This is a genomic window from Acaryochloris thomasi RCC1774, from assembly GCF_003231495.1.
GTDB lineage: Bacteria > Cyanobacteriota > Cyanobacteriia > Thermosynechococcales > Thermosynechococcaceae > RCC1774.
In genome coordinates, this window is the sequence record NZ_PQWO01000003.1 from 326,385 (window position 1) to 352,469 (window position 26,085).

At 51.0% G+C, this 26,085-nt stretch carries 30 protein-coding genes; 15 read left to right on the top strand and 15 right to left on the bottom strand.

Annotated features, from left to right (window positions below):
* The first annotated feature begins 637 nt into the window (after window positions 1-637).
* Window positions 638-1,975 carry a carboxyl-terminal processing protease CtpB gene (gene ctpB, locus C1752_RS07110; protein ID WP_110985350.1) on the top strand — a complete coding sequence of 446 codons (1,338 nt, stop codon included), beginning with the start codon at window positions 638-640 and terminating at the stop codon, window positions 1,973-1,975.
* A gap of 71 nt (window positions 1,976-2,046) precedes the next feature.
* Here the strand turns inward: ctpB and C1752_RS07115 are convergent, their stop codons facing one another.
* Entirely contained in the window at window positions 2,047-2,559 is a 513-nt protein-coding gene (locus C1752_RS07115) for a MogA/MoaB family molybdenum cofactor biosynthesis protein (protein ID WP_110985351.1), read from the bottom strand.
* Entirely contained in the window at window positions 2,560-2,898 is a 339-nt protein-coding gene (psb28, locus tag C1752_RS07120) for a photosystem II reaction center protein Psb28 (protein ID WP_110985352.1), read from the bottom strand.
* Between the two features lie 303 nt (window positions 2,899-3,201).
* On the opposite strand from psb28, the gene coaD reads away from it, so the two are divergent.
* From coaD to C1752_RS07135, 3 genes are read left to right on the top strand one after another with little or no spacing between them, the layout of a single operon-like run.
* Entirely contained in the window at window positions 3,202-3,684 is a 483-nt protein-coding gene (gene coaD / locus C1752_RS07125) for a pantetheine-phosphate adenylyltransferase (RefSeq protein WP_110985353.1), read from the top strand.
* Window positions 3,663-4,304: a F0F1 ATP synthase subunit B family protein gene (locus tag C1752_RS07130; protein ID WP_233501427.1), complete on the top strand. Its 642-nt coding sequence runs from the start codon at window positions 3,663-3,665 to the stop codon at window positions 4,302-4,304. The genes coaD and C1752_RS07130 overlap by 22 nt, the downstream gene beginning before the upstream one ends.
* A gap of 40 nt (window positions 4,305-4,344) precedes the next feature.
* Complete coding sequence (locus C1752_RS07135) at window positions 4,345-4,674, top strand: DUF8822 family protein (RefSeq protein ID WP_110985354.1); 330 nt, start codon at window positions 4,345-4,347, stop codon at window positions 4,672-4,674.
* Window positions 4,675-4,758: 84 nt separating this feature from the next.
* Here C1752_RS07135 and rpsN read toward each other — a convergent pair whose 3' ends face one another.
* The 3 genes from rpsN to rseP all read right to left on the bottom strand — a co-directional run bounded on the left by rpsN (window position 4,759) and on the right by rseP (window position 6,946).
* The gene (rpsN, locus tag C1752_RS07140; RefSeq protein ID WP_110985355.1) at window positions 4,759-5,061 is read right to left on the bottom strand and encodes a 30S ribosomal protein S14; all 303 of its coding nucleotides are present in this window, start codon (window positions 5,059-5,061) and stop codon (window positions 4,759-4,761) included.
* Between the two features lie 61 nt (window positions 5,062-5,122).
* Window positions 5,123-5,809 (bottom strand): endonuclease III, encoded by a 687-nt coding sequence (gene nth, locus C1752_RS07145; RefSeq protein ID WP_110985356.1) that lies wholly within the window; start codon window positions 5,807-5,809, stop codon window positions 5,123-5,125.
* 21 nt (window positions 5,810-5,830) lie between these two features.
* Window positions 5,831-6,946 (bottom strand): RIP metalloprotease RseP, encoded by a 1,116-nt coding sequence (gene rseP / locus C1752_RS07150; protein ID WP_110985357.1) that lies wholly within the window; start codon window positions 6,944-6,946, stop codon window positions 5,831-5,833.
* 339 nt (window positions 6,947-7,285) lie between these two features.
* Between rseP and C1752_RS07155 the strand changes: the two genes are divergently transcribed.
* The 6 genes from C1752_RS07155 (at window position 7,286) to C1752_RS07185 (ending at window position 12,075) form a co-directional block, all read left to right on the top strand.
* Window positions 7,286-8,692, top strand: a complete 1,407-nt coding sequence (locus C1752_RS07155; RefSeq protein WP_110985358.1) for a sensor histidine kinase — start codon at window positions 7,286-7,288, stop codon at window positions 8,690-8,692.
* 26 nt (window positions 8,693-8,718) lie between these two features.
* Window positions 8,719-9,264, top strand: coding sequence for a GIY-YIG nuclease family protein (locus tag C1752_RS07160; RefSeq protein WP_110985359.1), 546 nt, complete (start codon window positions 8,719-8,721; stop codon window positions 9,262-9,264).
* Entirely contained in the window at window positions 9,264-10,115 is an 852-nt protein-coding gene (locus C1752_RS07165; RefSeq protein ID WP_110985471.1) for a 3'(2'),5'-bisphosphate nucleotidase CysQ family protein, read from the top strand. Before C1752_RS07160 ends, C1752_RS07165 begins: the two co-directional genes overlap by 1 nt.
* A 16-nt stretch (window positions 10,116-10,131) precedes the next feature.
* Window positions 10,132-10,824: a uracil-DNA glycosylase gene (locus tag C1752_RS07170; RefSeq protein WP_110985360.1), complete on the top strand. Its 693-nt coding sequence runs from the start codon at window positions 10,132-10,134 to the stop codon at window positions 10,822-10,824.
* Window positions 10,825-11,145: 321 nt separating this feature from the next.
* Window positions 11,146-11,511: a DUF760 domain-containing protein gene (locus tag C1752_RS07180; RefSeq protein ID WP_110985362.1), complete on the top strand. Its 366-nt coding sequence runs from the start codon at window positions 11,146-11,148 to the stop codon at window positions 11,509-11,511.
* A 39-nt stretch (window positions 11,512-11,550) separates the two neighbouring features.
* On the top strand, window positions 11,551-12,075 hold the full coding sequence (locus C1752_RS07185) for a GNAT family N-acetyltransferase (protein ID WP_110985363.1): 525 nt from the start codon (window positions 11,551-11,553) through the stop codon (window positions 12,073-12,075).
* Window positions 12,076-12,249: 174 nt separating this feature from the next.
* Here C1752_RS07185 and crtR read toward each other — a convergent pair whose 3' ends face one another.
* A complete protein-coding gene (gene crtR, locus C1752_RS07190; protein ID WP_110985364.1) occupies window positions 12,250-13,248 on the bottom strand; it encodes a beta-carotene hydroxylase in 999 nt (332 codons plus the stop codon).
* Window positions 13,249-13,414: 166 nt separating this feature from the next.
* Between crtR and C1752_RS07195 the strand changes: the two genes are divergently transcribed.
* Window positions 13,415-14,365 carry a COP23 domain-containing protein gene (locus C1752_RS07195; RefSeq protein WP_233501429.1) on the top strand — a complete coding sequence of 317 codons (951 nt, stop codon included), beginning with the start codon at window positions 13,415-13,417 and terminating at the stop codon, window positions 14,363-14,365.
* Between the two features lie 51 nt (window positions 14,366-14,416).
* Here the strand turns inward: C1752_RS07195 and C1752_RS07200 are convergent, their stop codons facing one another.
* Window positions 14,417-15,388, bottom strand: coding sequence for a 3'(2'),5'-bisphosphate nucleotidase (locus C1752_RS07200; RefSeq protein WP_199464309.1), 972 nt, complete (start codon window positions 15,386-15,388; stop codon window positions 14,417-14,419).
* A gap of 447 nt (window positions 15,389-15,835) precedes the next feature.
* Between C1752_RS07200 and C1752_RS07205 the strand changes: the two genes are divergently transcribed.
* Entirely contained in the window at window positions 15,836-16,666 is an 831-nt protein-coding gene (locus C1752_RS07205) for a hypothetical protein (RefSeq protein ID WP_110985366.1), read from the top strand.
* Between the two features lie 204 nt (window positions 16,667-16,870).
* Here C1752_RS07205 and C1752_RS07210 read toward each other — a convergent pair whose 3' ends face one another.
* Genes C1752_RS07210 through C1752_RS07225 form a run of 4 tightly spaced genes read right to left on the bottom strand, consistent with a single transcriptional unit; the run spans window position 16,871 to window position 19,594 of the window.
* On the bottom strand, window positions 16,871-17,266 hold the full coding sequence (locus C1752_RS07210; RefSeq protein ID WP_110985367.1) for a cytidine deaminase family protein: 396 nt from the start codon (window positions 17,264-17,266) through the stop codon (window positions 16,871-16,873).
* 22 nt (window positions 17,267-17,288) lie between these two features.
* Window positions 17,289-17,594, bottom strand: a complete 306-nt coding sequence (locus tag C1752_RS07215; RefSeq protein ID WP_110985368.1) for a hypothetical protein — start codon at window positions 17,592-17,594, stop codon at window positions 17,289-17,291.
* Between the two features lie 9 nt (window positions 17,595-17,603).
* Window positions 17,604-18,245, bottom strand: coding sequence for a response regulator transcription factor (locus C1752_RS07220; RefSeq protein WP_110985369.1), 642 nt, complete (start codon window positions 18,243-18,245; stop codon window positions 17,604-17,606).
* Window positions 18,242-19,594 (bottom strand): sensor histidine kinase, encoded by a 1,353-nt coding sequence (locus C1752_RS07225; protein ID WP_110985370.1) that lies wholly within the window; start codon window positions 19,592-19,594, stop codon window positions 18,242-18,244. Before C1752_RS07225 ends, C1752_RS07220 begins: the two co-directional genes overlap by 4 nt.
* 237 nt (window positions 19,595-19,831) lie before the next feature.
* Here C1752_RS07225 and C1752_RS07230 point away from each other — a divergent pair, with 237 nt between their 5' ends.
* Both C1752_RS07230 and C1752_RS07235 read left to right on the top strand, forming a co-directional pair.
* Window positions 19,832-20,353, top strand: coding sequence for a Spy/CpxP family protein refolding chaperone (locus C1752_RS07230; protein WP_110985371.1), 522 nt, complete (start codon window positions 19,832-19,834; stop codon window positions 20,351-20,353).
* 174 nt (window positions 20,354-20,527) lie between these two features.
* The gene (locus tag C1752_RS07235) at window positions 20,528-20,755 is read left to right on the top strand and encodes a ferredoxin family protein (protein ID WP_110985372.1); all 228 of its coding nucleotides are present in this window, start codon (window positions 20,528-20,530) and stop codon (window positions 20,753-20,755) included.
* Between the two features lie 233 nt (window positions 20,756-20,988).
* On the opposite strand, the gene C1752_RS07240 is transcribed toward C1752_RS07235, so the two are convergent.
* The 3 genes from C1752_RS07240 to C1752_RS07250 all read right to left on the bottom strand — a co-directional run bounded on the left by C1752_RS07240 (window position 20,989) and on the right by C1752_RS07250 (window position 24,302).
* A complete protein-coding gene (locus C1752_RS07240) occupies window positions 20,989-22,830 on the bottom strand; it encodes a sodium:proton antiporter (RefSeq protein ID WP_110985373.1) in 1,842 nt (613 codons plus the stop codon).
* A gap of 193 nt (window positions 22,831-23,023) precedes the next feature.
* Window positions 23,024-23,899, bottom strand: a complete 876-nt coding sequence (locus tag C1752_RS07245; protein ID WP_110985374.1) for a pantothenate kinase — start codon at window positions 23,897-23,899, stop codon at window positions 23,024-23,026.
* Entirely contained in the window at window positions 23,880-24,302 is a 423-nt protein-coding gene (locus C1752_RS07250) for an ATP-binding protein (protein ID WP_110985375.1), read from the bottom strand. Before C1752_RS07250 ends, C1752_RS07245 begins: the two co-directional genes overlap by 20 nt.
* 220 nt (window positions 24,303-24,522) lie before the next feature.
* On the opposite strand from C1752_RS07250, the gene C1752_RS07255 reads away from it, so the two are divergent.
* Entirely contained in the window at window positions 24,523-25,683 is a 1,161-nt protein-coding gene (locus C1752_RS07255) for a PP2C family protein-serine/threonine phosphatase (RefSeq protein ID WP_110985376.1), read from the top strand.
* Window positions 25,684-25,707: 24 nt separating this feature from the next.
* Here the strand turns inward: C1752_RS07255 and C1752_RS07260 are convergent, their stop codons facing one another.
* Complete coding sequence (locus C1752_RS07260; RefSeq protein ID WP_110985377.1) at window positions 25,708-26,025, bottom strand: STAS domain-containing protein; 318 nt, start codon at window positions 26,023-26,025, stop codon at window positions 25,708-25,710.
* Between the last annotated feature and the right edge of the window lie 60 nt (window positions 26,026-26,085).

Sequence of the window (26,085 nt, forward strand, 5' to 3'; positions counted from 1 at the left end):
GTGAGCTTTCCATATATTAAGCGTCTTTGCTGTCGGTGGCACATAGGCTGAGAATAATCCTACAGATAAACCCAATGTTCATTTTGGTGTATCTCTAAATTCTGGGGGGCAGGTTGTTGGAGATCAAACCCTATAATGAAATTCAATAAGAAACCAGCCGAAGCGCTATGGGTTATAGGAAAGAATACCGAAGGACTTCATCTGCTCGGTCTCTAAGACTGGGGCGGGGTTCCCAACACCGTTGTGTGATCTGTGAAGAATTATTTGATTCCCCGACTCTCAGTGTCAAGGTGGGGAAAGGTCGAGGACATCTCTTATGTGTGGGGCTCAGCCGTGTAGGTCTAGAGAAACTGGCTAGAACATCAGGCCGTTGGTAGTGCGGAGTAATGTTTAAGTTTTGCTCAGCTTCATCTACAAACTGTTACACAAAGCACTCCCATTCTTCTCTGGGTTTGGGTAACCTGGACTAAAGGAACTCTGTTTAGTGATTAAACGTCAATCATGCTGAGGGTTGGGTGCTGCATTGCTTTGGCTCTAGGTGGCCGGAGTAAATTGGAGCTTCTTGAGATAAGTACTCCCCTGACAATTCAGTTTTAAGCCCAGAGTCTTTCATCTCTTCGTTACGTTTCGAACTTCAATGAATCCAACTTCTCGCTCTTTGCACTCCCTCCAGACTGTTCTGTTTGGGGGGGCGGTTGTCGTCTCTGCTTCGGGCATTGGCTTGTGCTGGCAGCATCCAGCTGAGGCAGCACTGGAAGATAGCCCAAAGGTGATTGTTGATGAGGCTTGGCAGCTGGTCAATCGTCACTATGTTGATGAGACGTTCAATAAGACAGACTGGAAAGAAACTCGGCGAGAGCTTTTGAGCCGCAACTATACTTCAACGAAGCAGGCTTATACGGCCTTGCGAGAGGCACTGCAACCCCTAAATGACCCCTATACCCGTTTTATGGCTCCTTCTGAATATGAGTCTCTCACGAGTCAGACCTCGGGTGAGCTATCGGGGGTTGGCATCCGGATGGAAATTAACAAGAAGACGAAGGTGCTGACGGTTGTTGAGCCGCTGCCGGGATCTCCAGCGACCAAGGCAGGGTTAACTGCAGGAGATCGCATCATTGAGATTGATGGTAAACCCACGGCCAAGCTAGATATTAAGGAGTCTTCCAAATTGATCCGGGGTCAGAGTGGAACTCAGGTCAAGTTTTTAATTCAGCGTAAGGGAACGAAGAAGTTTGAGGTTGCGATTGAGCGTGCGGTTATTGAGCTGTCAGCCGTCACCTCTAGAATTCAGCGGGAAGGTGGCAATCGTATTGGCTATATTCGCTTAAATGAATTTAGCGCCCATGCGTCTGAGCAAATCAAGGCAGCAATTGAGAGATTGACGGCGGAGAAAGCGGATGGATTTGTCCTTGATTTACGAGGGAATCCAGGTGGTCTCCTGAATGCCAGTATCGATATTGCTGATATGTGGCTAGATCGGGGTCTGATTGTGCGCACGGTTAATCGTCAAGGGACAAATGAAAATGTTAAGGCCCGGACGAAGTCTTTGACGCAAAAACCCTTAGCAGTTCTTGTGGACGGTAATTCAGCCAGCTCTAGTGAGATCTTGACAGGGGCGCTGCAGGATAATGGGCGCGCTAAAGTCATTGGAAGCACAACCTTTGGCAAGGCCCTCGTTCAGTCGGTGCATCAGCTGTCGGATGGCTCCGGCTTGGCGGTGACGGTGGCTCATTACTACACGCCAAAAGGCACTGATATCAATCACAAGGGGATTACACCTGATATTCAGGTAAAGCTCTCAGAGGGGCAAAAAATTCTACTGTCTACTAATCCTAAGATGTTAGCGACGTTTTCTGATCCACACTATACGCAGGCTATTCGGACATTGCAGCAAGGTATTCGTGCACAGAAAGGGCAGCCGGATAGTACGGTCATCAACAAGGCGGTTGTTCCTAAGGCTTTCCATCAGAATTGATCAGCTCTCTTCCTCTTTTCTTTGGGCTCCTAGAAGTAAGCAGAATCGCACAGCGTTGACTCGCTGTTGGACTACGAAGATAGAAGGCGGGTTAGGTGTCGAAGTTCGGGAAGAATCAGCCGGGTGGCTGCTAATTTAACAGCGCTGGTTGATCCGGGCAGGGAAAAAATAAGTAGGTTTTGGTAAACCCCTGCGGTTGCTCGAGATGCGATCGCACGTGATCCGATCTCCTGATAACTGAGCATGCGGAACAATTCACCAAAGCCAGGTAGCTCCTTCTCTAAGAGCCTAGACACGACGTCATAGGTGACATCTCGGCATGCGATCCCCGTGCCGCCAGAACAAAGAACAGCTTCAATCTTATCTGCAACTGCGAGTTGCCTTAAGTAGCCGTCAATCTGAACGGGGTCATCAGGGAGAATGTCATAAACCAGGACTTGATGCCTTGATTCCGCTAAGGCTTGCTGTAAAAATTGACCGCTGGTGTCCGTTGCAGACGTTCGAGTATCACTAATGGTCAGCACCCCACAACGTACAGCACGCTGGTCATCATGGGGCGGGTCAGAGTGGGGGTGGCGTTCCACCTACTCGCTAGCTTTGCTAAAGCCTAGGCCGTGACTTTCGGCATAGCGATTCATAAACAACATAAACCGCTCCCACTCTTGGGTGCTCAACATATTGTAGGTTGCCTCAATTGCCACGATTTGCCCATTAATGAACTTGGCATTGACATCGCGAGTACTGATCTCACCGTCTTCATCGATCATAAACATGCCCAAAATTTCTGGATTGCCATCCTGAACAATATCTGGGTTTTCAAACCGAAAAAATGCTCGACCAGAGGTTCCATCAGGTGCTCTCGTCAACCGAACATCAGGAACCACTGACTCATCAGTACCTCGAACAAATTGAATTTCTGCCATAGTTTTTCTGAGAGACCTTTATGCAGTGGGTAAGAGTACACACTCCATCCTCACACGAAGGTATCCACGAGACAAATTGGCAGCAAAGACTGTTTGATTAATATGGGCTGGCTGTCAAAGTTTCTCAAGATCTCGAATTCCAACATCCTTTTGGCTTGAATATGATGATGCTCATGGCCCCACAGTTCATCTCTACTAATTAGCAAATCTTGTGATTAGAGACTCGTGACATAAATTAAACGCAATGTTCTGTGAGGAATTTAGAGTTATGCACTATAATCGCCTCAACCAGCTTATCAATTTATGCTTGCAGTCTACCCAGGGAGCTTTGACCCTGTTACATTAGGGCATCTCGACATCATTGAAAGAGGGTGTCGATTATTTGAAAAGGTGATCGTTGCTGTCTCTAAAAACCCAAATAAGTCTCCCTTATTTACGGCGCAGCAGCGAATGGAGCAAATTCAGTCCTGCACTCATCACCTAACCAATCTAGAAATCGATGCCTTCGATACTTTGACGGTGCATTATGCCCAGCAGCGTCAGGCACAGGTTCTGATCAGAGGGCTGCGAGTCCTTTCTGATTTTGAATATGAGCTGCAGATGGCTCATACAAACGCTAGTCTCTGTGGTTCAATTGAAACCGTTTTTCTGGCAACCTCAAATGAATATAGTTTTTTGAGCAGTAGCTTAGTTAAGGAAATCTCTCAATTTGGTGGTTCAGTCACTCACCTTGTCCCTCAAAATGTTGCTGTTGAGTTAAAAAAATGCTTCACCAAGAATCCATAAGTCTTGAAACTCAGACCGTTACAAATGGCGTCCCTCCACAGAGCGGTCTTACTGCACAGCAAACACAGGGCTTGGCTCTGCAGCAACAGCTTCAGAGATTAGAAGAAGTGATTGTGCTAGATGGCCTCAAACTACCGCTTACACAGCGAACAATTGTTGATGAGGAGCAGCTTCTGTCCCAGCTCCTCGCCGTTGAGCGTAGTATTCCTGATACGGTGCGAGCTGCTGAAGATATTCTTAAGGGCAAAGAAGAGATCTTAAGCCGCGCCCATCAATATGCCCAAGAACTGATTAAGTCTGCGGAGCAGCGGGCTGCTCAAATTGCGGATGAACTCACGATTATTCAGCAGGCTGAGCGAGAGGCGCAGCAGCTACAAAAACAGGTACAGTCGGAGGTGGAAGCATTACGACAGCGGAATATATCTGAAGTTGAGCGCGCTCGGCGTCAGACCCAGCAGGAATTGGATGCAATGCGTCAGGCAACCCAGGCTGAGTGTGAGCAAATCCATCGGGAAGCTGATCTATACGCGGATCGTGTTTTGAAAGACCTTGAGGTGCAGCTAGGCACGATGCTCAAAGTGATTAATAATGGTCGGTCCCACCTAAAAAAATCAGCCTAGGATAAACTGGTATCTAGCGACGAGATGAGACGTTGGGGTTATGCAGCCAATTGAGCCAAAAGTATTACCCCCTAGCCAGTCTCCACAGGAAGAGGCAGGTTGGCTGCAGGAGGCTCTACTGGAGTGGTTAGATACGGAATTCTTGCCAGAACCCGTCAATCAAAAAATCGCTGCACAGGCCGCTCGCATCTATCTGCGGCAGCGCATGGAAGGTGAGAATGACTTGGGTGCGCTCCTCATTGCAATTCTGACAGAGATGCAGGCCTTTGATTTTTCAAAAAGCTTCTATAGCGAATTTGCCGTCGCCAACGCCGTCAGCGATTTGCTGCTGACAAGTCTTGGGATTGATACCTGCTGTGGACAGTCATAGTTTACCGACTATAAAGAAATCGAGAATCTATGCTAGATCCTCGATTTCTTAGATTATTCAGTGAAGCGATAGTCTAATGAGACGCTACCAGCTTGCCTTGCGCACGCCAGGAAGCAAGCCTTCGTGAGCCATCTCTCTGAGGCAATGGCGAGACAGGCCGAAGTCACGGTAAAAGCCTCTTGAGCGGCCGGTTACCCAGCAACGATTGCGGAGACGGGTGGGGGCGCTGTTTCTAGGTAGGCGCTGTAGCTGACGGTGCAGGTCCATTTTTTCTTGCTGCGTTGTCGCCTGGGCAATCTGTTCCTGGATTGCCTGTCGCTTATGGGCGTACTTCGCAACCATTTTTTCGCGCTTTCTTTCGCGCTCAATCATGCTCTTCTTTGCCATGGACCTTTAGAATACCTATCGTTGTAATTTAGACAGTGCTTCCTATAGTAACCAATTTTGTTTACTTGTTGACAGCTTTCTTAGAAGTTTTTGTCGCCACGGTCGCTTTACCTGCTGAGGGACACAGATCTGCAAGGGTACAGCGATCGCAACTCGGTTTTCGAGCCATGCACACCGCTCGCCCGTGATAAATTAGCCGGATCGACCAGTTTTCCCAATCGGGCTGGGGTAAGAGTGCCATGAGATCGCGCTCAATCTTTACTGGATCCTGGTGCTTTGTTAAGCCCAAGCGATTACTGAGCCGCTTAACGTGAGTATCTACTGTTACCCCTGCGTTAATGCCAAAGGCATGAGCTAAAACAACATTAGCGGTTTTGCGTGCCACCCCCGGCAAGGTTAGTAGCTGCTCCATTTGCTGCGGTACATCTCCGCCAAAGTCAGTGACGATTCTATGGCAGGCTTGCTGAATGTGCTTAGCTTTATTGCGGTAAAAGCCGGTAGAGCGCACCAGCGCCTCAATCTCTTCTCGTTCTGCCCCCGCTAGGGCTGACGCATCAGGAAATTGGGCAAACAGTGCTGGGGTCACCAGATTGACGCGCTCATCAGTGCATTGTGCCGATAGTACAGTTGCTACTAACAACTGTACGGGGGTCTCGTAATCGAGACTACAGGTGGCATCCGGGTAAAGGTGCTCAAGGCGGCTGAGTAGTTCTAGAGCCTTCTGTTTTCGCTTAGAGGGTCTGGGCAAGGTAGCTTCTTCTAAAGTTTTTTACTGAAATAGCTGCTGGACCCAGTTGAGATTGGCTGTGTCCCGCACAATCAAAACAACGCCGAGGCTTAGTAAGAGAACCAGTCCGGTCTGCATGACGCCCTCTTGGAGACGGCTAGGGAGCGGCTTGCCCAACAGCCCTTCAATTAACAGGAAGGCAAGCTGGCCACCATCTAAGGCCGGCAGCGGCAGGATGTTGATAAAGGCCAAGTTGATGCTGATGACAGCGGCAAAGTCAAAAAGCCGGGAAACATCGGTACTGGCCATCTCTGCGCCCATGGCGACAATGCCTACAGGACCAGCGACTTGGCCTGCAGCCTCGCTGAAGTTACCGATGAGTTGACCAAAGGTCCCGGCCATATAAGTGATGATTTTTTGGTACTCATCTGCGGCGGCTCCTAAAATCTCACCAGGATTGTGGGGCGCACGGCGAGCGACCCGGCCATCGGCTAACTGTCTGACATTGGGAAAGAGCTGCACTCCGATCTGAACCTTGCCAGTGTCTGAAATTTTGGGCGTTAGATTTAGATCAAGGGATTGCTCGCCCCGCTGAATGCCGAGCTTTAGAGTCTGATTGGGGCTACTCTTAATTGTCTCCATCAATGTTGTGGTGGCTTCGCTGCGGGCGCCTAGGGACTGGTTGTTGATAGAAACAACAACATCTCCGGCCTGAATACCTGCGTCAGCCGCAACGGAGCTGACGTCGGCGGCTACCTGACTGATGAGGACGCCGGGTTGATAGTCAATGACGCCCATGCCACCTAGCTGCGCGACTAAAACAATGTAGGCAAAGACAAGGTTGGCAATCACACCGGCACTAATGACGATGGCGCGATCGAGTAGGGGACGATTCTTAAGTAGGTTCGGATCGCTGGGGTCAAGGGTGCTGTCGGGATCGTCATCGGGGAAGCCGACATAGCCACCCAAGGGAATGCTACGCAGTGCATATTCAGTTTCTGGCCCCTGATATCGCCATAGCGCTGGCCCAAAGCCAATGGAAAAGCGGTTGACGTGAATGCCTTGGAGACGGGCTGCCAGGAAGTGCCCAAGCTCATGCACCGCAACTAATAGACCGATGACGGCAATCATGGCGAAAATGGCTGCGGTACCTGGCATATATATATCCCGTTGCTTACAGAGGTGCAAAAGTTGCCTGTGGCATAGAGCCAACAGGTTTATCTATCTTAACGTTTAAGGTGAATGGGGGAGATTTCCGGTCAGCCTGTTGTGGAGAAGGTGAACTGGTGGTGATAGTTCTTGGCCTGGCTCTGGAGGTTTATTTGCGAGAAGATCAACGTCTATCTCTGTCTGCTTTTTGAGGCGCAGCGGGGCAGTATTGGAGTGTGTTCTACACCTATGAGGTTCGGTTTCATGGCTATTCAGTGAATGCTAAAGGTAGATATTCTTGTGAAAGATGATGTGTAGCTGCCAAGTAAGGATGAGTAATCTGTGACCATGTGGGTCGTACCAACAATGGGTGAAGTTGTCGCAATGCAGGAGCCTGAGGCGGCTCTGGTTGCGAGTGCTTCTGCAGAAAAAGAATGGCGGGTTGCGATCGCAACCATGACCCAGCTCCTCTCTCAATGCGTCCAGCAAGATCTCGACTCTGCGGATGTTTGCCCAATGCAGGGCTTTATCCTATCTGGCCCGATTCCACTCTTCAACGAACCGACTCGCTTCGGAGATCTCCAGTCTTTAGTTTTTACAGCAGACAAATCAGTCTTGCAGCTACCACCCAGCGATCATGGACCGCAGCAGCCCTTTGAAACAACCTGTCAGTCGGTTCCGCTGCTACCTGCTGATCCGTTGAGCCATGAAAAATTCTGCTTGATTCAAACCTCTGCGTTTAGCTGGCTGGCGGTTTTGCGACATCAGTCGGAGGGGATTCAATTCCAGTTCTCCTTCAATCCAGAGACCATTGGAGAAGCATTGAGCGCTCTCCGCTCCCGGATTCAGCTCACCCGTCCTCACCAGATTGAAACTTTTGATGCACTGTTGACGCAGTTCCCGGTGCTGACGCCTGACTATCGTATTCCCCTGCAGTTTAGTCGCCACCTGCTGCATACCGCCGTTCAGGCCCCCTTTTCTAGACAGGGGCTGGAGCGTAAACCGGAGCCGCAGGCGACTCCAGAAAAGGAAAAGGCGAGACCCGAAGTGGAGCTGCTACAGGCAATTGCCCATGAAGTCCGCACGCCTTTGACGACGATCCAGACCTTTACGCGGCTGTTGCTGAAGCGATCGGACTTGCCAGGGGAAGTTCTGCAGCGTCTGGAGTCTATTCAACGTGAATGCCGAGACCAAATCGATCGCTTTGGCCTGATTTTCCGGGCGATGGAGATCACAAATAACGATTCGAACCCTGTCCCCACAACGCTGCAGCCGATTTCACTACAGCAGGTCTTAGAAGAAAATATCAGCCGCTGGCAAAAGCAGGCCGCTCGCCGAGATCTGTCCTTAAGTATTCGGGTGCCTCAGCAGCTTCCGTCGGTGGTGATTAGCGACCCGATGATGCTGGATCAGGTACTGACCGGGTTAATTGATCGCCTCAGCCATAGCTTGCCGTCTGGAAGTGAGATTGAGCTACAGGTCGCTGTGGCTGGGGAGCAGTTGAAATTGGAGTTGCGATCGCATCTACAAGCCCACAGTAGTGACTCTCCTTGCTCAACCCCGACCCCAACCCTTAAATCAGTGGGGCATGTCTTGATGGTGCAGCCTGAAACCGGAGGACTCAGCCTCAGTCTCCCGGTCACCAAGCACCTGTTTGAGGCATTGGGCGGCAAGCTCAGCGTTCGCCAGCATCAGCAGCAAGGTGAAGTATTGACAATCTTTCTACCCCTCGGTCCAGAGGGTCAGGCATACTAAGACTGGCGCTTGCTCAATCGATATCTATGCCTGCAGAGACCCAAGTTACTCCCCTCAACAGCCTCGAATATTCTGCCTACCTCAATGCAGAAGGACTAGTCCCCACTGAGCCTAGCGGCAAAATTGGAGCCTACGCCATTTTCTCTGAGGATCAAACGCTTCAGTATGTTGGCTATTCGCGGGATATCTTTCTCAGCCTGAAGCAGCATCTCGTTCGACGGCCCCATGATTGTTACTGGTTTAAGACCCAATTCGTTGATAAGCCCAACCGCACTCTCTTAGAAGCAATTCGGAATGATTGGATGGCTGAGAACGGATCAGAGCCTCTAGGGAATGGTCCAGACCAGACGAAGTGGGAACAGGCCATCGATGTGAAAGCAGCCATGACCCCTGAAGAACTGAACCAGTACAATGATCCTCAACTGGATGAGCGATCGCAAGTCAAAGTTCTAAAACAATCAGCCCGCCGTATTGAAGCCGAGATTTTAGCGATCTTGAGCGAACGAGGCATTCAGGAGCCGCTGCGGTTTAATCCTAAACTCAAAGAAACCGGTCTTTTAGATTTAAAATGATGCCCCCCGTTTCAGCGGAACAAGCACAACTGATTCGGACTCTGCTCCGCCAAGTCGGTCAACAGGCAAAACGAATGGCGACCCAACCCTTCGATGTCTCTGCTAAGGGACCGGAAGACTTTGTCACCAGCGTCGATCGAGCCTTAGATCGACAGCTATCGACTCAGTTTCGGACCTGGTTCCCTGACGACGGTCTGATCACCGAAGAAAATGCCCAGTCAGTGCAGGCCTTTCGCCAATCTCATGTGCGCCTGTGGTTGATTGATCCGATTGATGGCACAGAAGACTTTATGCGCGGGCGTCCGAACTATGCCGTCATGGTGGGGTTGCTGCAGAACAATCAGCCTATTGCTGGCTGGGTCTACAGCCCTGTTCGCGATCAGCTCTATTGGGGGGGGCCTCACTGGGGATTGTTTCAGACCACTGGTCCCAGCCCGGTTCAGCCGCTTTTGGCTCAGCCACCGCCGCCGCCCTCTTCTGACTTTTGCCCGATCATGATTGGAGAACGCGATCGCAAAAATTACGGCACCGTTCTCAAGCGTCAGATTCCGGCGGCTCAGTTTCAGGGACTCGGCAGCTTCGGCCTCAAAGTAATGGAAGTGATCCAGGGCCGCGCCGGTCTCTACCTCTACCTCAATGGCCGCGTTAAGCTTTGGGATACCACCGGACCCCTTGCCCTAGCGCGGGCTGCTGGTTTAGTCTGCTGTGATCTAGAAGGCAAAGCCCTGCAGTTCACCGCCGATCAGCTTAATCTAGAGACGCTCGCGCACCAGCAGGCCATCCTTGTAGCTTGGCCCCATTATTTTGAAGCCCTTCAGCAGCCCATCCAAGCTGCCGTCTCCGCTGCCTAATTCACCTCGATAACCCATGTCTAGCGAAGAACAAACCAGCCTCTTTGACACCTCGGCCCCGGCTCCACCGCCCCCCGACTTTGACCCAGAGCAAATCCCCACCAGCGCTCAGGTTCCAATCCCCAGTGGAACCTACGCCAGCCTGGAGCAGCTGCAGCCCCACTGTAATAACTGTCAGCGCTGTGATCTTGCTGCCGGTCGTACGAATGTTGTGATCAGTCGCGGCAATCCCAAAGCCCCTCTGATGGTGATCGGTGAAGGCCCCGGCCAGCAAGAAGATGAAACCGGACTCCCCTTTGTAGGTCGAGCGGGTCAGCTTTTGGACAAAATCTTTGCCTCAGTCAATCTAGATTCTGAGAAAGACGCCTATATTGCCAATATCGTGAAGTGTCGGCCTCCCAATAACCGCACTCCCACGACCGATGAGTCTGCTGCCTGTAAGCCCTATCTTCTAGAGCAAATCCGTCTCGTCAACCCCAAAATCATTCTACTGACCGGGGCCACTGCCGTGCGTGGACTCACCGGCAACAAACAGGGAATTACCAAAATTAGGGGCCAGTGGATTGATTGGCAGGGCTATCGATGCATGCCCATCCTGCATCCGGCCTATCTACTGCGGAATCCCTCAAAGAAAACAGGGAGTCCCAAATGGCTGATGTGGCAAGACATTCAGGCTGTGAAAGCTAAGCTGGACGAGCTGGAAGCCTAAAGTCTGTCATCATATTGCAGCCGATTTGTGGTCCCGGCTCGTCGCTCTTTGTTTAGGGGGCTTTGGCGGATGGGACAAGCCTGGGCACCTTCGGATTCAGGCTCTAGATGCTCAATATAATTTTCTTTCTTCAGAGTGTTGCTTTTATCCTTTGTGTTAACGTCTAGGGAATTCATCTTGAGAAGTAACGCAACTCTGTTGTTTCACTCCAAGGCCGTGGTAAGTCACTCCACTTTTGTGTTCGGGCTTCACTCCACCGTGGATGTGGGCACACTAGAGTTATTCAATGTCACAATGAAAGCAGCAACTTAGAGGGTGCCCATGTCTTTTGACCCCGAAAACGCCAATTTCATCATCAATGATTCTGAGGAGGGTCAAGCTAATTTACTGATTCAATATCTGCAAAATCAGCCTCCAGAGGTCTTAGCGCGGGTCGCGAAGTCTGTGAGTCCAGAGATTAAGCAAATCATTTCGCAGAATGTTCAGGGATTAGTGGGTGTACTTCCCAGTGAAGCGTTTAGCGTTCAGGTGGTCACAGAACGGGATAATCTTGCTGGCTTGCTCGGCTCTGCCATGATGACGGGCTACTTTCTACGCAAGATGGAACAGCGGATGGAGCTAGAAACCAGTCTATTTGATGGTCTATCAATCCCTGGGGTTGATGAGGCTGATTCTCAGGATAGCTAAGCTCGATCTAAATCGGGAGCGCAATAACTTAGATCGGGTATGTCTTTAGAATCAACGCGTCTCTCATATGAGCGGATTACTCGAAAGCATACTCAAGAGCTGCAGCCTATTCTCTGCGATCCAAGAGTCTATGTACACGTTGATGATGGTGTTGCTCCAAGTTCTAATGAGTTATTAGAATCATTTATCTCACGAGAGGTGGGGCCTTATGGCGATCGAAGTCATGAACGATGGGTTGATTATGTCGTGCGGCTCAGGGAGTCACGGACCGCAATTGGGCGTGTAGAGGCGACGGTAATCGAGCATCGTGCTGAGGTTGCGTACATCCTCGGCTTTCCCTACTGGGGAAAAGGCTATGGAAGTGAATCACTGGCTTGGCTGCAGCAGTTTGTGCAAAAGAACTATGGCGTAAAAGAGTTTTGGGCGACTGTGACGCCTGGAAATATCTCCTCCAGGCATCTTTTGCTTAAGAATGGCTATAGGGAAATGTCCAACGATAATCTGCCACAGCTAATGAGCTACGAGCAAAATGACTGGGTTTTCTTCAAAGCAGCCACAGCATGAGAGTACGGCAATATCGAATCAGGAGCGGAAGCGAAAGAAATCACTACGTTGTGAACGTGCTCTGAAATGAATTTCTTGTTTGCCGATCAGCAGAGTGGGTAAGTTCTCTGATGAGACTCTAAAGCGATGAGACACAAATGCTTCAGGTGAGAATGGGTTTGTCTGATCACCCCTCTAGCTGACTTTGGCTTTGGCCGCTACCAGGACTGGCTCTAGCTCTAGCTCTTCAGATTCTCGCTGCAAGTCTTCAGAAGCTGGCTCTGGTAACACGGTCTCTTCTGATTCCAGAGGTTGCTCAATATTCTCGATCTGAACGCCGACGAAAATATCGTAGAGAAAGCCCATAAAGTTTTTGCGATCGTCGAAGACTCCGAACGTTTGGGGGGATTCACGCTCGTCTAATAGATGCTTCACCGCAAAGTAGGACGGCTGAATCCTATACCAGGGGATCGAAGGCCAGAGGTGGTGAATCAGGTGATAGTTCTGACTCAAAATCAAGACGTTGAGGATGGGGCTGGCATAAATGCGGGCATTGCGCCAGCGAGCCGTCTCTTGGAAGGGTCGATGCGGAAAATAGTCGAAAAAGAGGCCGTAGGTGATGCCCACGATTAGCGCTGGCACGAACCAGAAATTGAGTACAAAGTGAATAAAGCCGAATTGAATGGCGCAACCAATCAAAGCCACTAGGTACAAACGACTCAAGAACCACTCCAGTAGCTCGTACTTCCGCCACAGCCGCCGCTGAAAGAAGAAGATCTCATGATAGAAAAAACGGGCTGCAATTAGCCACAGAGGTCCGCCGGTCGAAACAAAGTGGTCAGGGTCTTTATCAGGATCGTTGACGTTGGCGTGGTGCTGCAGATGAACCCGCGTAAAAACCGGAAAGGCAAAACCCAGCATCAGGGCGCTAGCGTGTCCGAGAGTTGCGTTGACAATGCGATTGGTGTGGGCTGCGTTGTGAGAGGCTTCATGGATGATAGTCCCGGCGAGGTGCAGGGCCACAATGCTGCACAGGAAGGAAATCCAACCGGGCCAATTCCAAACAAACTGACCCAGAGTGCCACCGGTTAGTAGGGCTGTTGCTGTTAGAAAAATCCAGATTGTGGGGCCAAAGGTCTCGGGGGGCAGCAGAAACTCAGGGGGGATCGTGCGGGGCTTGAGAGCTGCGGTCATGTACGAGAGATCCTTAAGCTGCTTTGTCAGAGTACCCAGGTAGTATACCAATTAATAAAGTTTCGTAACATTTCAAGGTGTAAATAGGGAACCTTGATGTTCCTGCCTAGGTCAGTGAAAAATGAAGAACTTTTCCTTCTGCTGCAAACTTTTGAGGTGTGTTTTCATGGCAAGTACTAAGAGCCAGCGGCGTCCAATGCTGAAAAGAGCGATGGGATTGATGGGGGCCATGGCCTTGGGCCTGCCGGTTGCGATCGCAACCCTGACTCCATCAACTGCAATAGCCCAACCTGTAGAGACGGAACTACCTCCCGTTGATCCAGGAATCGAAGATGTTGACCCAGACAACGAAGCACCAATTGACTCAGAACTACCCCCCGTCGATTCTGATGCTGTTGATCCTGACGATATCGAATCAGAGGAAGCCGCTGGGACAGATGATTCGAGTGAGACCGAAGCAGCAACCGAGTCAGAATCAACCACTGCCACGACCCCCAACGATGAGCGGTTCTTCTGCCAGTCCAGCGGCAACCAATATTCAGTCATGTATAACCCCGAAAGTCGTCCGGGAGAAGCCTTTCCCTGGGCCATTCCGCAGGAGCTGGGGGGCGGATGGACGCCGGAACTGCGCTGTCTAGAAATCGCCAAACGTCTAGAAGAATATCGGCCCGACGGGTTGCAAGAGCTGCAAACCTCAACAGAGAACGGTTACAACACGGTCTGCGTCACCACAGAGAGCAACGGTCGTTGTCGCCTCGTGTTTACGGTTCCACCCGGTCAGGATCCGCTTCAGACACGCGATTCTGTCTTTGAAAATCTCACCACCGCCGATAGCGGCCAGCAAACTCAGGGCGTGACCACCTTTGCGGATGGAGGCCAAGCTCCTATTGGAAACCTTGGTAGCGGCGAAGGTGCCATTGATGAACTCGTTAACCTGGGCATCTCCATTTTGGGTGGGCAAGGGAAGCGACCCTCCAGCGCCGGTATTCCGCTTAAGCCCTATCTAGATGCGTCAGACGGTGGAACAGGCGTCGCATTGACTGACGGTGTTCCGGTCACTCGTAGCACAGCCCCTAACCAGAGAGGGCGGCGTCTACAGCCCAATCAGTTCCGATAGTTTATGCCTCTCGCCATAGATTCAATTGCCCCTATGGCGAGTCATTCTGACTTAGGATGTCTGCTGCTGTAAAGCCGCAATCACTTTGTCATGCAGTAGGCCATTACTGACAACCACCCCTTGGTTATCCACCAGCTTTGCACCTTGGGAAAAATCGAGGGGTTTGCCATGCATATCTGTGACGCGCCCTCCGGCTTCTTCGACAACAATGGTTCCGGCCGCGTGGTCCCAAATTTTCTCCCGGTAGTCTGGGGTTTTGGGTGAAGGTAAACGTAGGTAGAGAGCCGCTTCCCCTGAAGCCACTGCACCGTATTTAGCTTGGCTATCCATTCTTAAAGAGTCTTGGGTAATGCCCGCAGCTTTAGCTATTTCAGCCTGCTGAGCTTGGTTGCCGTGGCCTGATTCTACGCTCTCAACAAACCGTAGATTTGGGTCATTTTCAGAACTTACAACTTTAATAGTTTGAGGATTCTGGCCGTCAAGTCCAGACATCGTTGTGCCTTCGCCACGAACAGCGACAAACATCAGTCCGGGCTGGGCTGCACTCAACTGGAGGGCAGGACAGACAAGAACGCCGACCTTGACCTCTCCATCTTCGACTAGGGCAAGGGCCACAGCATACTGATCTTTCCGCAAAAAGCCTTTGGTGCCGTCGATAGGGTCTAGGGTCCAGTAGCGCGGTCCCACGGAGCCGTTGCCGTGATCGATCCAGGAGACCACCTGATCAGGAGTGGTGTTGGGGGCGATGGCACCGACATAATCAGCAACCTGAGACAGTCGCTCTGCCATCTCGGGCTGCTTCAGTTCAGCGGCATCTTCTTCGCCTACTACAGGGTCGTTGGGAAACTCAGTTGCCAATTCTCGACAGATCAGGGCTTGAGAACCAAAGTCAGCAATGGTGACGGGGCTGCGATCTTTTTTTTCGATGGCCTCTGGCGAAATTTCGTGTCGGACACGCTCACAAAGCTGACCGGCAGCTAGGGCCGCTTTAATCGCAATTTGTTTTTCAGTTTCGTAGGCCATATACAGTCGATCTCTCAATTTTCTGACGTGGATAAGCAATTTTTACAATAGCGTATTCCTCAGGCCTTTCTGAGGTCTTGATCCTGGACCAATGATGAGAAAAAAGTTCGCTTATGGAAATAGTCTCAATTTCGGGAACTATCTCTAGCAACAGGCTGTTGTGATCATTGCTACACACCATCGTTTTTCGCCAGTAATCAAACAAAGGTCATTAGAAATTTAGCACTGGCAACAGACACGATTGAGAGACGAATGCTTTTTCCCAATTTGAGCACGCGGCAAAAGCGGAAAGCTCCTCATCGTAAATTTCAGAGATCTTTACAGCTGATTCACAATTTTGCTGGATTGAGCTTCATAAAGGAGAGTTGACAATACCTTGCTAATAGCTTAATCCTGAGAATAATAGTTCTGTCTGTAATAGCTCACTCGATATCCTTCACTCTGTACATGAAGCTACAAAGTTTTCTCAAAAAGACCCTGTGGGTTGCAACATCAGCTATCCTCCTGAATCCCGTCGTTGTATTGAGTCAATCAGCTAGGGAATTTCTCACGAATAGTGATGTTCTCAAGCTAATTAAAGCGGGAATTCCTGAAGAAACAATTATTCTTTCTGTCCAAAATAGCCCTGCTAATTTTGATACCTCTCCTGAAGCATTAATTGAACTTCGTCAGCAGGGTGTAAGCCAACAAATAATGAACGCAATGCTGGCTCCGAAACAGTCACCTGACGTTACAAAGGTTGGCACACATCAAGATAGTCAAGGAAATGCGGTTAGCATTGCGCTGAGTTCAGTGAAGCTGATTGCTGACGAACAAGAACACATCATGAAACGACGCAAGCCCAATGTTCAGATCACTTCGGGCTCTAGGCTATTGGCACCTTGGGTTGCGCCCTCGAAGCAAAAAGCAGTCATTAGCGGGAGTAGGTCAAATTTACGAATCTCTGATCACTCCCCAACGTTTGAGATGTCTCTCCCCTCTGACATTTCCCCTAACGATTATATTGTTCTCGTGAAACTCGATTCGAAGAAAGACCGACGTGAGGTTCAAACGGGCAGAGCTGGTGGCGGTGGACTGAAGGAATTCTTTGGAGCTGGCGTTCGCGTCAAACAAGGGATACGAGAAAAGACTAAGGTCAATTTGGTATACGAAGAGCTACAAAGTAGCAGTAGTGTCGGACTCACGACCTATCGTGCCAAGGTTAACAGTCCGCTGGCGGCCGGCGAGTACGGTCTAGTTTATCAAGACTTCTTTTATGACTTTGGCTTGGATCTTTAAGCATTGAAGGCTCAGTCACTTCAGTTCGGGTTGAGCCAATCTTGGAACTTCATTCACGACGAAACGCGGACGGCTGCCTGTAAGAGAGTCAGGAGGAATGCCGATCTCGCACACTCTGGTTCAGTAGAAGGTTGCTTGCTTCCCCAAGTAGTCATTTGGCGAGATCGGCAGCCATGACCCTAATCACCTAGTAGATTATCTACTTTATTGGCTTAGCCAATGACGCGGTAGCAGCTCGCTCACGGGTACGACCTCAGTTTCAGAAACGATCACTAAAGTCTTGTAGTTTTGCTCGCTAACCTGAACCATCATTTCTCGACAGCGACCACAGGGGGGGATAATTCCTCTTTTTGAAACAGCGACGATGTAGTCAATCACTGTTTCACCTTCTTTGATCATATTCACGATTGCAGAAGCTTCGGCACAAAAGCCAATGCCGCAGGCGAGGTCAATGCAAATACCGGTATGGATTTGACCATCTTGAGCTTGGAGAGCACAGCCAACGGTACCTGCATCTTCTGAGGGACGTGCTAGAGCTACGGGCTTGACTAACTTTTGAGCTTCGGCAATCAACTGACCAAAGTTGTTAGAAGGTATCATTGATGTTTTTAATCCAACATTTTTACTCAAGGGGTTGCCAGGTCGAAACGGCCCGCAACACATCAGGAATATCCATCACCTCGGGGGCAAAGGCAAGCTGCGTTTCAGACAAACCCAAATAGCCAGATTCCTGAAAAGCGAGCAGGACTCGCTTGAGGGCCAGCCAAACTTCGACTTCATACTCCCAGTCACCGTAGCGCGGTGCATGACCTGCAATCGCTTTCAGTGCCCAAAAATAGCTGTTGCGGACCACCGATCCCCCTTTCTTGAACTGGGGTAAATCGTTCTGGTCAATAATTAAGATCTCTTGCTCAACTCGCGCTTTCATTGGGGGCTTTCATTCAGTTTTTAGAGACTGCAGGTTCGTGGCTAGGATAGCGGCCTGGGTGCGATCTCTTAAATTAAGCCGCTTCAAAATGCTGTTAACGTGATTTTTTACAGTCCGTTCCGAAATATACAGCGCGTCCGCGATTTCACGATTGCTCTTACCCGCTGCGATCAGCTGCAAAACCTCTAGCTCTCGGGGTGTTAGCTCATTGATCTCAGGCGGCGGCGGGGGAGCTGCTGGAGTCGCCGTCATCACCTTATCAAAGAGTCCTGGTCCTAGATGGGTATAGCCCTTCTGGACAGCTCGAATGGCTTCGGCTAGCTCGTTGGAGGGCGTATCTTTGAGCAAATAACCCTTTGCCCCCTGTCGCATGGCACGAGTCACGTAGTCATCTTCGTCAAAGGTGGTCAATATCAGCACCTTTAGATGGGGAGCCTGTTCATGCAGGGTGCGGGTTGCGGCCACGCCATCCATAATCGGCATTCGCACATCCATTAGAATCACGTCAGGCTGCAGGGCAATTGCCTGCTCAACCGCTTGCTGTCCATTCTCTGCTTCGCCAATCACTTCTAAGTCAGGTTTGGCATCCAGGAGGCTGCGTAGCCCTTCGCGGACAATCCCCTGATCGTCAACGAGTAGTAAGCGAATCATCGGATCCCTCGTGGAATGATGGCCTGAATTTGGCATCCTTGCTGGGGTTGGCTGTGTAATGTGAAGGTACCCCCCAGTGCTTCTGTGCGCTCTTGCATACTCTGCAGTCCGAATCCGACGGTGTGCTGCGTGGGATCAAACCCCTGTCCATTATCTGTGATTTGAAGCTGATAATCAGCATTCTGTTCCCGAAAGTGAAGCTGCACCTCGGTGGCTTGGCTGTGTTTGGAAACGTTGGTGAGGGCTTCTTGCGTCAATCGGAATAAGGCGTTCGCGAATTCTTTGGGCAGCGTCGCTGTTTCGGCAATTTGAGCAATTATTTTGATGCCCGTATTTTGCTCGAAGGCTTTGGTTAACTGCTGCAGGGCTTGGGTTAGGGTTCTATTCTGCAGCGGATCAACCCTGAGAGAGGCGACGGATTGCCGGACATCTTGTAGGGCATTTTTACCGAGTTGTCGTGCTTTTTGCAGGTGATCGAGGGCTTTTGTCTGATCCTGGGGCATCCATAGATCAACGTTCTCAAGCTGAATGCTTTGAGCTGTTAGGGAATGCCCCACTGAATCGTGCATCTCGCGGGCGATGCGCTGTCGTTCCTGGAGGGTAGCCTGATTTTCAATCAAGAGGGTATAGCGACGCAGGCGCTCATTGGCTTGGGTCAGATTGTCTTGACTTTGCTTCGCGGTCAGTAAGGCGCTGACCAGTAACGTGACAAAAATGAGGACAAATCCGAATAGCAAAGAGGAATTCAGGACCACAGCATCTAAAAAGTCAGGCTGCAGGCGGAAGCGCTCTCGATGGAGCAGGCGGGTCAGAGGGACACCCAAGAAATGAACTCTGGCAACGGCTAACCCCAGCATTACCAGAAAGGAGATGTAGGCGAGCAGGGTGACGATAATTCGACCGCGCCAGCGGAACATTAGGCAGGCGCGAATGACCACGACTAACAATAGAGGCGGAAAGGCAGTTTGAGCGTGACTGCCGATTAGAACCGCGAGCCAGCTCAATTCTAACCCCAGTAGTGTGTAGAGTCCCTGGGGGAGACGTGTGGAACCAGTGGGGAGGCGCAGCCCTAGAAGGCCGAGAATGCCGATGCTGGTCACTGCGGCGATGGGGTATCGAGGATAGTTGCGTCGATGTCGTCGGAAGGGGCGTTCGTGAATGGGGGGTGACTGTGCCCGTTCGATGAATGGAGCTGGAACAACCCTGATTTGAGCTGCGGGTCGAGGACGATTGGGGGGGCGACTGGGGAGGGGCGAGAGGATAGCTAGGGTTGCGATCGCAACCAAAATCCACTCTAAATAGAGCAGCAGCCGAAACGGATGGCGAGACAAAGGGGATCGGCGCAGCATGACCGCAAACAATGGATTGCGCCTCCACTATAGAACAGCGACTCCAGCGCCTGGTGGAATTGACCTATCGCTCAAAGAATTTAGTACCAAAGGACTAGAACAGGATTAGTACCCCCGGTGCAATCGATTTAGGAGCTTTGATCCTAGTGAGACCAAGACCCAATTTCATAGGATAGAGATGTTCAAAGGAAAACCGGTTTCCCAGAGCCTTTAGCTTTCTATCCAAGAGATTTAACCATGAAATTCAACCAGGTCACCGTACTTGCCGCAGCTACTATTTTGATTCCCCTGGGCGGCACGATTGCCCACTTTACCGCCGCGCCCAAGGCGGCTGTTGCTCAGTCAGAGCAACTCCTTTTAGCTCAAGCATCTGAAACGCCTACAGAAGGGAAAGGTGAGAAACGTCGAGGTTGGGACCGCAGCAAACTCTTTGAGCAGCTCGATCTATCAGATGCTCAAAAAACAGAGATTCAAAACATTCGTCAACAGGCCCGCGAGAATGGACCAGGCCGAGAAGAAGCACGTGCTGCACGAGAAAAGATGCGCGAACTTTTTGCCAGCGATGCTAGCTCAGATGAACTACGCACGCAGTACCAAGACAGTCAATCACTTCGTCAAGAGCTACGTGAGCAGCGCTTTGAGACAAAACTCAAAATTCGTGAGGTTCTCACTCCAGAGCAGCGCACCAAGTTAGCAGAACTTAAGCCAGAGCGTCGTAGACACCGTGGGGGAAAAGGCCCTCAAAGCAGAACCTTCTAAGAGCAACGCATCGTTTTGGCCGAACGATCGGCGCTAATTTTACTCTCTAATTCATTCTGTAACGCGAGCTAAAGATGAACCTTTAGCTCGCTTTTGCTGACAGCAACGTTTCCTCAAGCTTCAAAAACGATTAAGGTAAAAAAGAGAAAATCGCGTTCCTGAGATCAAAAAATTATGGCTCACACCATTGTCACTGACGTTTGCGAAGGCGTAGCCGATTGCGTCGATGCCTGTCCCGTTGGCTGTATCCATGATGGTCCTGGTAAAAATACGAAAGGAACAGATTGGTACTGGATTGACTTTGCCACCTGTATTGACTGCGGTATTTGCCTGCAGGTTTGTCCTGTAGAGGGCGCTATTGTGGCCGAAGAGCGAGCTGACTTACAAAAAACACCGACTTAAGGCGATGTGCGACTTAATCGCTGAAACCCTTGTATTCTCATTGCCTCTCATAAAACAGAGCGACCAGGAACAACGCAGTATCAAGTCTTTCAGAAAAGTCGCACATGGCCTGACTTAACAATCTTGCAAAGAGAGCTGCAATCTTAGGAAGCTGTCCAAGTGAAAGAATGCTGGATCTCCTGACCCGTTGGGGCGCTCTCACTTAGCCAGGATGCATTCTTCTCCAGTACTAGCTACACTTTCTCCGGTGTCGGTTCCGCTGCGACTGGCTTAGGGATATGGAGGAGATAAATGACCCGATCGCCAGGCTGCCAGTCTTCATCTGCCTTAGCAATTCGTATCTGATCCTGACGTTCTACCAGCATGGGCGTGAGCGTCCCGGCCTTGGCTAAAGCCCGCAGGTGATTGCGCTGCTTCTGGCATTTCCCTTCATCGGTGTCTAGGACTGTCTCATTCACTTTGACTTCGCTTTTCGCCAGATACTGGTTCCATTTTTTAATCGATAGCTTGGGTGAGAAAGCGCGCTTGATCTCAGGGCTAATGGGCGTATCCGTTCCTGGCTTCGGGTCGGCCTTCGTGGGGAATGCCGCAAGTACTCGAGGCGGATGGAATTCTTCATTCACCCGTTCGGCTAAAACTGAATTGACCTCTAGGTTGCTGGTGACGGTTAAAAATGTCCCCACGGAAGAAACGCCTGCGCTGTTCAGAGCTTCCATATCTAAGGCACTGGTCTGGTAGACGCGCAGATTCTCAGACCGAGCCTGCTGGCAATAGTCGGGGTTGGCATCGATCATTACCACATCTTCCCCGCGATTTTTGAGGAGGTGGGCGAGCTGGCGTCCAAAAGCATTACAGCCCACAATCATCGCACCACTGGCTTCGTCGGAGCGCACCTTAAGCCAGCCCGCGACCCAGCGTGCGGTCAGGCCCTGGACAAACACCGTCAGAATAATGGTCAAGAATACAAGGGCCTTAATGGCATCGCCGCCATTGATGCCCTGCTGCGTCAGCGAGATAGAGAACAGTGACGCCACGGAAGCCGCCACAATGCCCCGAGGGGCGACCCAGGAGAGAAATGCTTTTTGTCGCCAGTTGAGATCGCTGTTCCAGGTGGACACAATGATATTGATGGGGCGCACCACGAACATCAAGACTAAAACCGTCAGGAAGCCACCCGGTCCTAAAGCAAAGATACTGGCAATGGATAGATCGGCTGACAGTAAGATAAACAGCACTGAGATTGCCAGGATGCTGAGCTGGTTCTTAAACCGACGCAGCAGCCGTTCCTCTGGGACTGATGCCACCCGCAGCATGATTCCCGCCGCTACCGCTGTCATCAGACCCGATTCGTTGAGCAGCGTCTGTGCCGCACCAAATAATCCCCACAAACCCGCGAGAACTGACAGATTTTTCAAGTCCTCGGAGAGAAACTCCGCTTTTTTGAGCAGTAGACCCAGGAGCCAGCCGCCCCCGACGCCGATGGCTCCACCAATCCCCAACCGCAGCGTTAGACCGCTGATAATTGTATAGGGGTCTGCATTACCTCGCAGCACAATGTTGAGGACTACTACCGCCAGAATCGCACCCACGGGGTCAATGATCACTCCTTCCCCTTCTAGGAGGGTCGAGACTTTGCGATCTGCTCCTACTTGCTTGAGCAGCGGTGCAATAACGGTGGGGCCCGTGACCACGACTAAAGAGGCATAGAGAAAGGCAATCTGCCAAGGAAATTCACTTAGCCAGTGGGCTGCCATGCCGCCCCCTAGCAGCGTGATCAGTGAACCGATGGTGACTAAGTTGCGAAGACTGCTGGAAACTTCTTCGACTTCACGCAGCTGCAGGTTCAGGCCACCTTCAAATAGAATGAGCGCCACAGAGAGAGACACCATCACCTCTAGGCCACTACCTAATAGAGAGGGATGGATAACTCCAAGGCCGCTGGGTCCCAATAAGATGCCAAAGGACAGCAGAAAGACGATGCTGGGCACCTTGAGGTAGTCTGCAATCACCTGGGCGGCGATTCCCGCGACCACTGTGATCACCATTAGCAGCGTAATGTCTAGGCTCCCTTCCATCTACGACTGCCTCAGCTTGTGCGCCTCATGTCCCTGTGGGTGCACCCTGGTCATGGTCTGATTCCTTTACAAAGCAACGCCAACTTTACGCTTTAACCCCTTGCGAGATCATTCTATTGTGCCTCAACAGTATGCCCATTTCTCCTGATGTTGCCTACGGGTAGCAGGCCGTTCGAAGCAGGGAGAGACAGATCTATTGAGATTCTAATCGTTTTGCCCGCAGGCGTTGAATCCCCTGAAAAAGAAGCGTTTCATCACAGACTAACTGATTTTGACAGGGTTCGTACCCTTGGCCGGGTATTTGGAGGACGGCTGTGGCAGAAGACGCTGTAGAGTTGCACAGGGCCTGCAGACCTTGAAAAATCTGCTGATGATCGCCACCCGTGAGGACGATGTGGCTGTGAGAAAAGTCTTGACACCAGCTTTGAATGAAATCAGATAGCCCTGCCCAAATCGTATAGAGCACGCCGCTGCGCATAGCGTCGGCTGTATTTTTCGCCCAGCGTGGCGGCATTGGATCGGTGGGTTGGAGATCGGGAAGCGGGGTTGCCTGCGTCAGAGAACGTAGCTGGAGGGCGATGCCCGGTAGAATCGCTCCACCCACTAAGTGACCGCTGGCATTGGCCCCGGTGAGTGTTAGGGCAGTGCCGCCATCGATGACTAACATGGGCCAGCCGTAGATTTCTCCGGCGGCCCAGAGGGCTAGGGCGCGATCGCAACCCAACGACGTATACATTCCGGGCAGGGGAATATCAGTAAGCTGCAGCAGCGTTCCCCGAGGATAGCCCTGCCATAGCTGGGTTTGATGGGGCACAACCGAAAGAATCCACAACGACGGCCACTGTCTTTCTTCATCAGATGTACCGCCCTCATCTATACATTGCAACGCTGGAGAGAGCACCTGCCACTCAGCCCACTGCTGAGGCGTCTTTGCATCTCCGTTTGTGTAGGGGATATCCCAGGTTTGCTGCAGCTTAGAACCCGAAAACATAGCCCAGTGTTGCCGAGAATTGCCCACCACTAGAGCACACCAGCGCTCCTCCGACCGCTCAAGGTTGGCTCGGGACATACTTCACCATGTGCAAATAGTTCTGTACATCATGCAGCCGCTCGTAGCTGAGCCGATCTGCAACCTGATTCATAATAATCAGTCCTCGCCCTCGGTCTGACTCTCGATCTTCTAGAGGCATTTTTGCTAACTGCTGTAGAAGATTAAAGAAGGGGCCCTGATCCCAGACGTACAGCTCCAGGTACTCTGGCGCTATTTTGACTTCAATATCGATGGGGGTTTCAACGGGTAAACCTCGATGAGCATGGCGGACTGCATTGGTAAAGCCTTCCGCTAAGGCAATTTGACAGCGAAGCCAGTCCATCTCTGAAAGAGAGACATGATCAATCTGATTAAGCCAATCTAGTATGGTACTGAGATTCTTTAAATCAGTACTGACCTGGAGATGGTGATGCTTCAGCACATTGGGTAACCCGTAACAAAGGAGCGAACCAACTGATTTTTGGAGCTAATCGTCTGGGAGATATCCTGATCGCTGAGTCTCCTAACGCTGTTGGGAAACCGCATCAGTGGGAGAATTCTTAAAGGACTGTAGACATCGGCAGGGGGGCCAACGCTTCGTCTCGATTAAGTCCATGATCTCCTTGCTGATAGCAGATTAGCTCAAATCCTTACCCTCTAGCATGTTGCACATTTTAATTATTGATGATGATCGCGTGACTTGCTTACTGCTGCAGCGGGTCCTTGAGCAGCAGGGGTACAGGGTGACGGTCGCGACCAACGGTCAGGCTGGGATTGAACTCGCCCAATCTGTTCAGCCTGCCCTAGTGATCTGTGATTGGATGATGCCGATTATGGATGGCATTCAGGTCTGTCGAACGTTGAAGGCCGATCCGTCGCTATCCACCACGTTTTTTATTCTATTGACCTCTCGGGGAGACCTTGAAGACCGAATTAAGGGACTCAATGCTGGTGCCGATGAATTTTTAAGCAAGCCCATTGATGCCAACGAGCTAAAGGCACGGGTGCGGGCTGGACTACGACTCTATCAGCTCAATCAAGATCTGTCTCAGCTTAATCTGGCACTGCAGCAAGAGACCCAGCGTCTAGAGCAGGAGCGGGCTGAGGCGGCTGACTATGTGCGCTCCATTTTGCCAGATCCCATGGAATCGCCCTGCACGATTCGATCTCGGTTTGTGCCCTCTAGCCAGCTGGGGGGGGATTGTTTTGATTATTTTTGGATCACGCCGGAGTCTCTGGTTCTTTACCTGCTAGATGTCTCGGGGCACGGTCTCAAGTCGGCGCTCTCTTCGGTTCAGATTTTGCAGGTGCTGCGCTCCCGAGGGCTGGGCGCTGACTATCAGAATCCCCAGGCGGTCCTGGAAGCGCTCAACCGTTTGTTTGCAATGGAGGAGCATGATTATCAATACTTCACGATTTGGTACGGTGTCTATCAGCCTGCTAAACAGGAGCTGGTTTACGCTACTGCTGGACATCCTCCGGCGTTATTGATTGGTGAGAGTCAGCCTATTGAGACTCAGCTACTAAAAACAAAGGGATTGCCCATCGGGATGTTCGCTGAGGCAGAATATTGTTGCGATCGCATCTCCATTCCCATTAACAGCACCCTCTATCTGTTTAGCGACGGCATTTATGAAATTCTGCAGCCCGACGGCCAAATCTGGGGGTTTCCGGCATTCGCTGAAGCACTCAAAAGCTCCCACAGCAAAGGTCAGCCCAGTCTAGACACGATTCTCGACCAAACCAAAACCCGCTGCGTCGCCGAGACCTTTAGCGATGATCTCTCTCTGCTACAAATTCACTTTACGGCAGATCTGCCCTAAGCCACTGTCGCTTTTGAAGCGACCCTAAGTCACTGTCGCTTCAAAAGCCGCACGATCTAAATAAATTTCAAATACCTGATGCGTATCCGTGAGGCCAAACAGCATATCAACCTGCTGATTGATCGCGCATAGACAGAATCGACAGCCCTGGGCGCGAGACATCTTGAGAGCCAGCACCAGCGCTCCTAGGCCAGAGCTGTCCATAAACGTCACAGCCTGACAGTCCACTAGAATAACAGTGGCTGCCGTATTTAAAGCTTGGCTGACCGCCTGGTGTAGGGCTGCCGCCGTCGTACCGTCTAAAATCTCAGTAGGCTGTATGATTTGCACATTGAGGCTCATAGCTTCTCAACTAATCTCTTCGTTAAGGATGAACAACAGGCGATTCAGCGTCGGTGTCTT

Coding starts and splice junctions, on each gene's coding strand:
- ctpB (WP_110985350.1), top strand. CDS start 638: ATGAATCCAACTTCTCGCTCTTTGCACTCCCTCCAGACTGTTCTGTTT.
- psb28 (WP_110985352.1), bottom strand. CDS start 2,898: ATGGCAGAAATTCAATTTGTTCGAGGTACTGATGAGTCAGTGGTTCCT.
- coaD (WP_110985353.1), top strand. CDS start 3,202: ATGCTTGCAGTCTACCCAGGGAGCTTTGACCCTGTTACATTAGGGCAT.
- C1752_RS07130 (WP_233501427.1), top strand. CDS start 3,663: ATGCTTCACCAAGAATCCATAAGTCTTGAAACTCAGACCGTTACAAAT.
- C1752_RS07135 (WP_110985354.1), top strand. CDS start 4,345: ATGCAGCCAATTGAGCCAAAAGTATTACCCCCTAGCCAGTCTCCACAG.
- rpsN (WP_110985355.1), bottom strand. CDS start 5,061: ATGGCAAAGAAGAGCATGATTGAGCGCGAAAGAAAGCGCGAAAAAATG.
- rseP (WP_110985357.1), bottom strand. CDS start 6,946: ATGCCAGGTACCGCAGCCATTTTCGCCATGATTGCCGTCATCGGTCTA.
- C1752_RS07155 (WP_110985358.1), top strand. CDS start 7,286: ATGTGGGTCGTACCAACAATGGGTGAAGTTGTCGCAATGCAGGAGCCT.
- C1752_RS07160 (WP_110985359.1), top strand. CDS start 8,719: ATGCCTGCAGAGACCCAAGTTACTCCCCTCAACAGCCTCGAATATTCT.
- C1752_RS07165 (WP_110985471.1), top strand. CDS start 9,264: ATGCCCCCCGTTTCAGCGGAACAAGCACAACTGATTCGGACTCTGCTC.
- C1752_RS07170 (WP_110985360.1), top strand. CDS start 10,132: ATGTCTAGCGAAGAACAAACCAGCCTCTTTGACACCTCGGCCCCGGCT.
- C1752_RS07180 (WP_110985362.1), top strand. CDS start 11,146: ATGTCTTTTGACCCCGAAAACGCCAATTTCATCATCAATGATTCTGAG.
- C1752_RS07185 (WP_110985363.1), top strand. CDS start 11,551: ATGTCTTTAGAATCAACGCGTCTCTCATATGAGCGGATTACTCGAAAG.
- crtR (WP_110985364.1), bottom strand. CDS start 13,248: ATGACCGCAGCTCTCAAGCCCCGCACGATCCCCCCTGAGTTTCTGCTG.
- C1752_RS07195 (WP_233501429.1), top strand. CDS start 13,415: ATGGCAAGTACTAAGAGCCAGCGGCGTCCAATGCTGAAAAGAGCGATG.
- C1752_RS07200 (WP_199464309.1), bottom strand. CDS start 15,388: ATGGCCTACGAAACTGAAAAACAAATTGCGATTAAAGCGGCCCTAGCT.
- C1752_RS07205 (WP_110985366.1), top strand. CDS start 15,836: ATGAAGCTACAAAGTTTTCTCAAAAAGACCCTGTGGGTTGCAACATCA.
- C1752_RS07210 (WP_110985367.1), bottom strand. CDS start 17,266: ATGATACCTTCTAACAACTTTGGTCAGTTGATTGCCGAAGCTCAAAAG.
- C1752_RS07215 (WP_110985368.1), bottom strand. CDS start 17,594: ATGAAAGCGCGAGTTGAGCAAGAGATCTTAATTATTGACCAGAACGAT.
- C1752_RS07220 (WP_110985369.1), bottom strand. CDS start 18,245: ATGATTCGCTTACTACTCGTTGACGATCAGGGGATTGTCCGCGAAGGG.
- C1752_RS07225 (WP_110985370.1), bottom strand. CDS start 19,594: ATGCTGCGCCGATCCCCTTTGTCTCGCCATCCGTTTCGGCTGCTGCTC.
- C1752_RS07230 (WP_110985371.1), top strand. CDS start 19,832: ATGAAATTCAACCAGGTCACCGTACTTGCCGCAGCTACTATTTTGATT.
- C1752_RS07235 (WP_110985372.1), top strand. CDS start 20,528: ATGGCTCACACCATTGTCACTGACGTTTGCGAAGGCGTAGCCGATTGC.
- C1752_RS07240 (WP_110985373.1), bottom strand. CDS start 22,830: ATGGAAGGGAGCCTAGACATTACGCTGCTAATGGTGATCACAGTGGTC.
- C1752_RS07245 (WP_110985374.1), bottom strand. CDS start 23,899: ATGTCCCGAGCCAACCTTGAGCGGTCGGAGGAGCGCTGGTGTGCTCTA.
- C1752_RS07255 (WP_110985376.1), top strand. CDS start 24,523: ATGTTGCACATTTTAATTATTGATGATGATCGCGTGACTTGCTTACTG.
- C1752_RS07260 (WP_110985377.1), bottom strand. CDS start 26,025: ATGAGCCTCAATGTGCAAATCATACAGCCTACTGAGATTTTAGACGGT.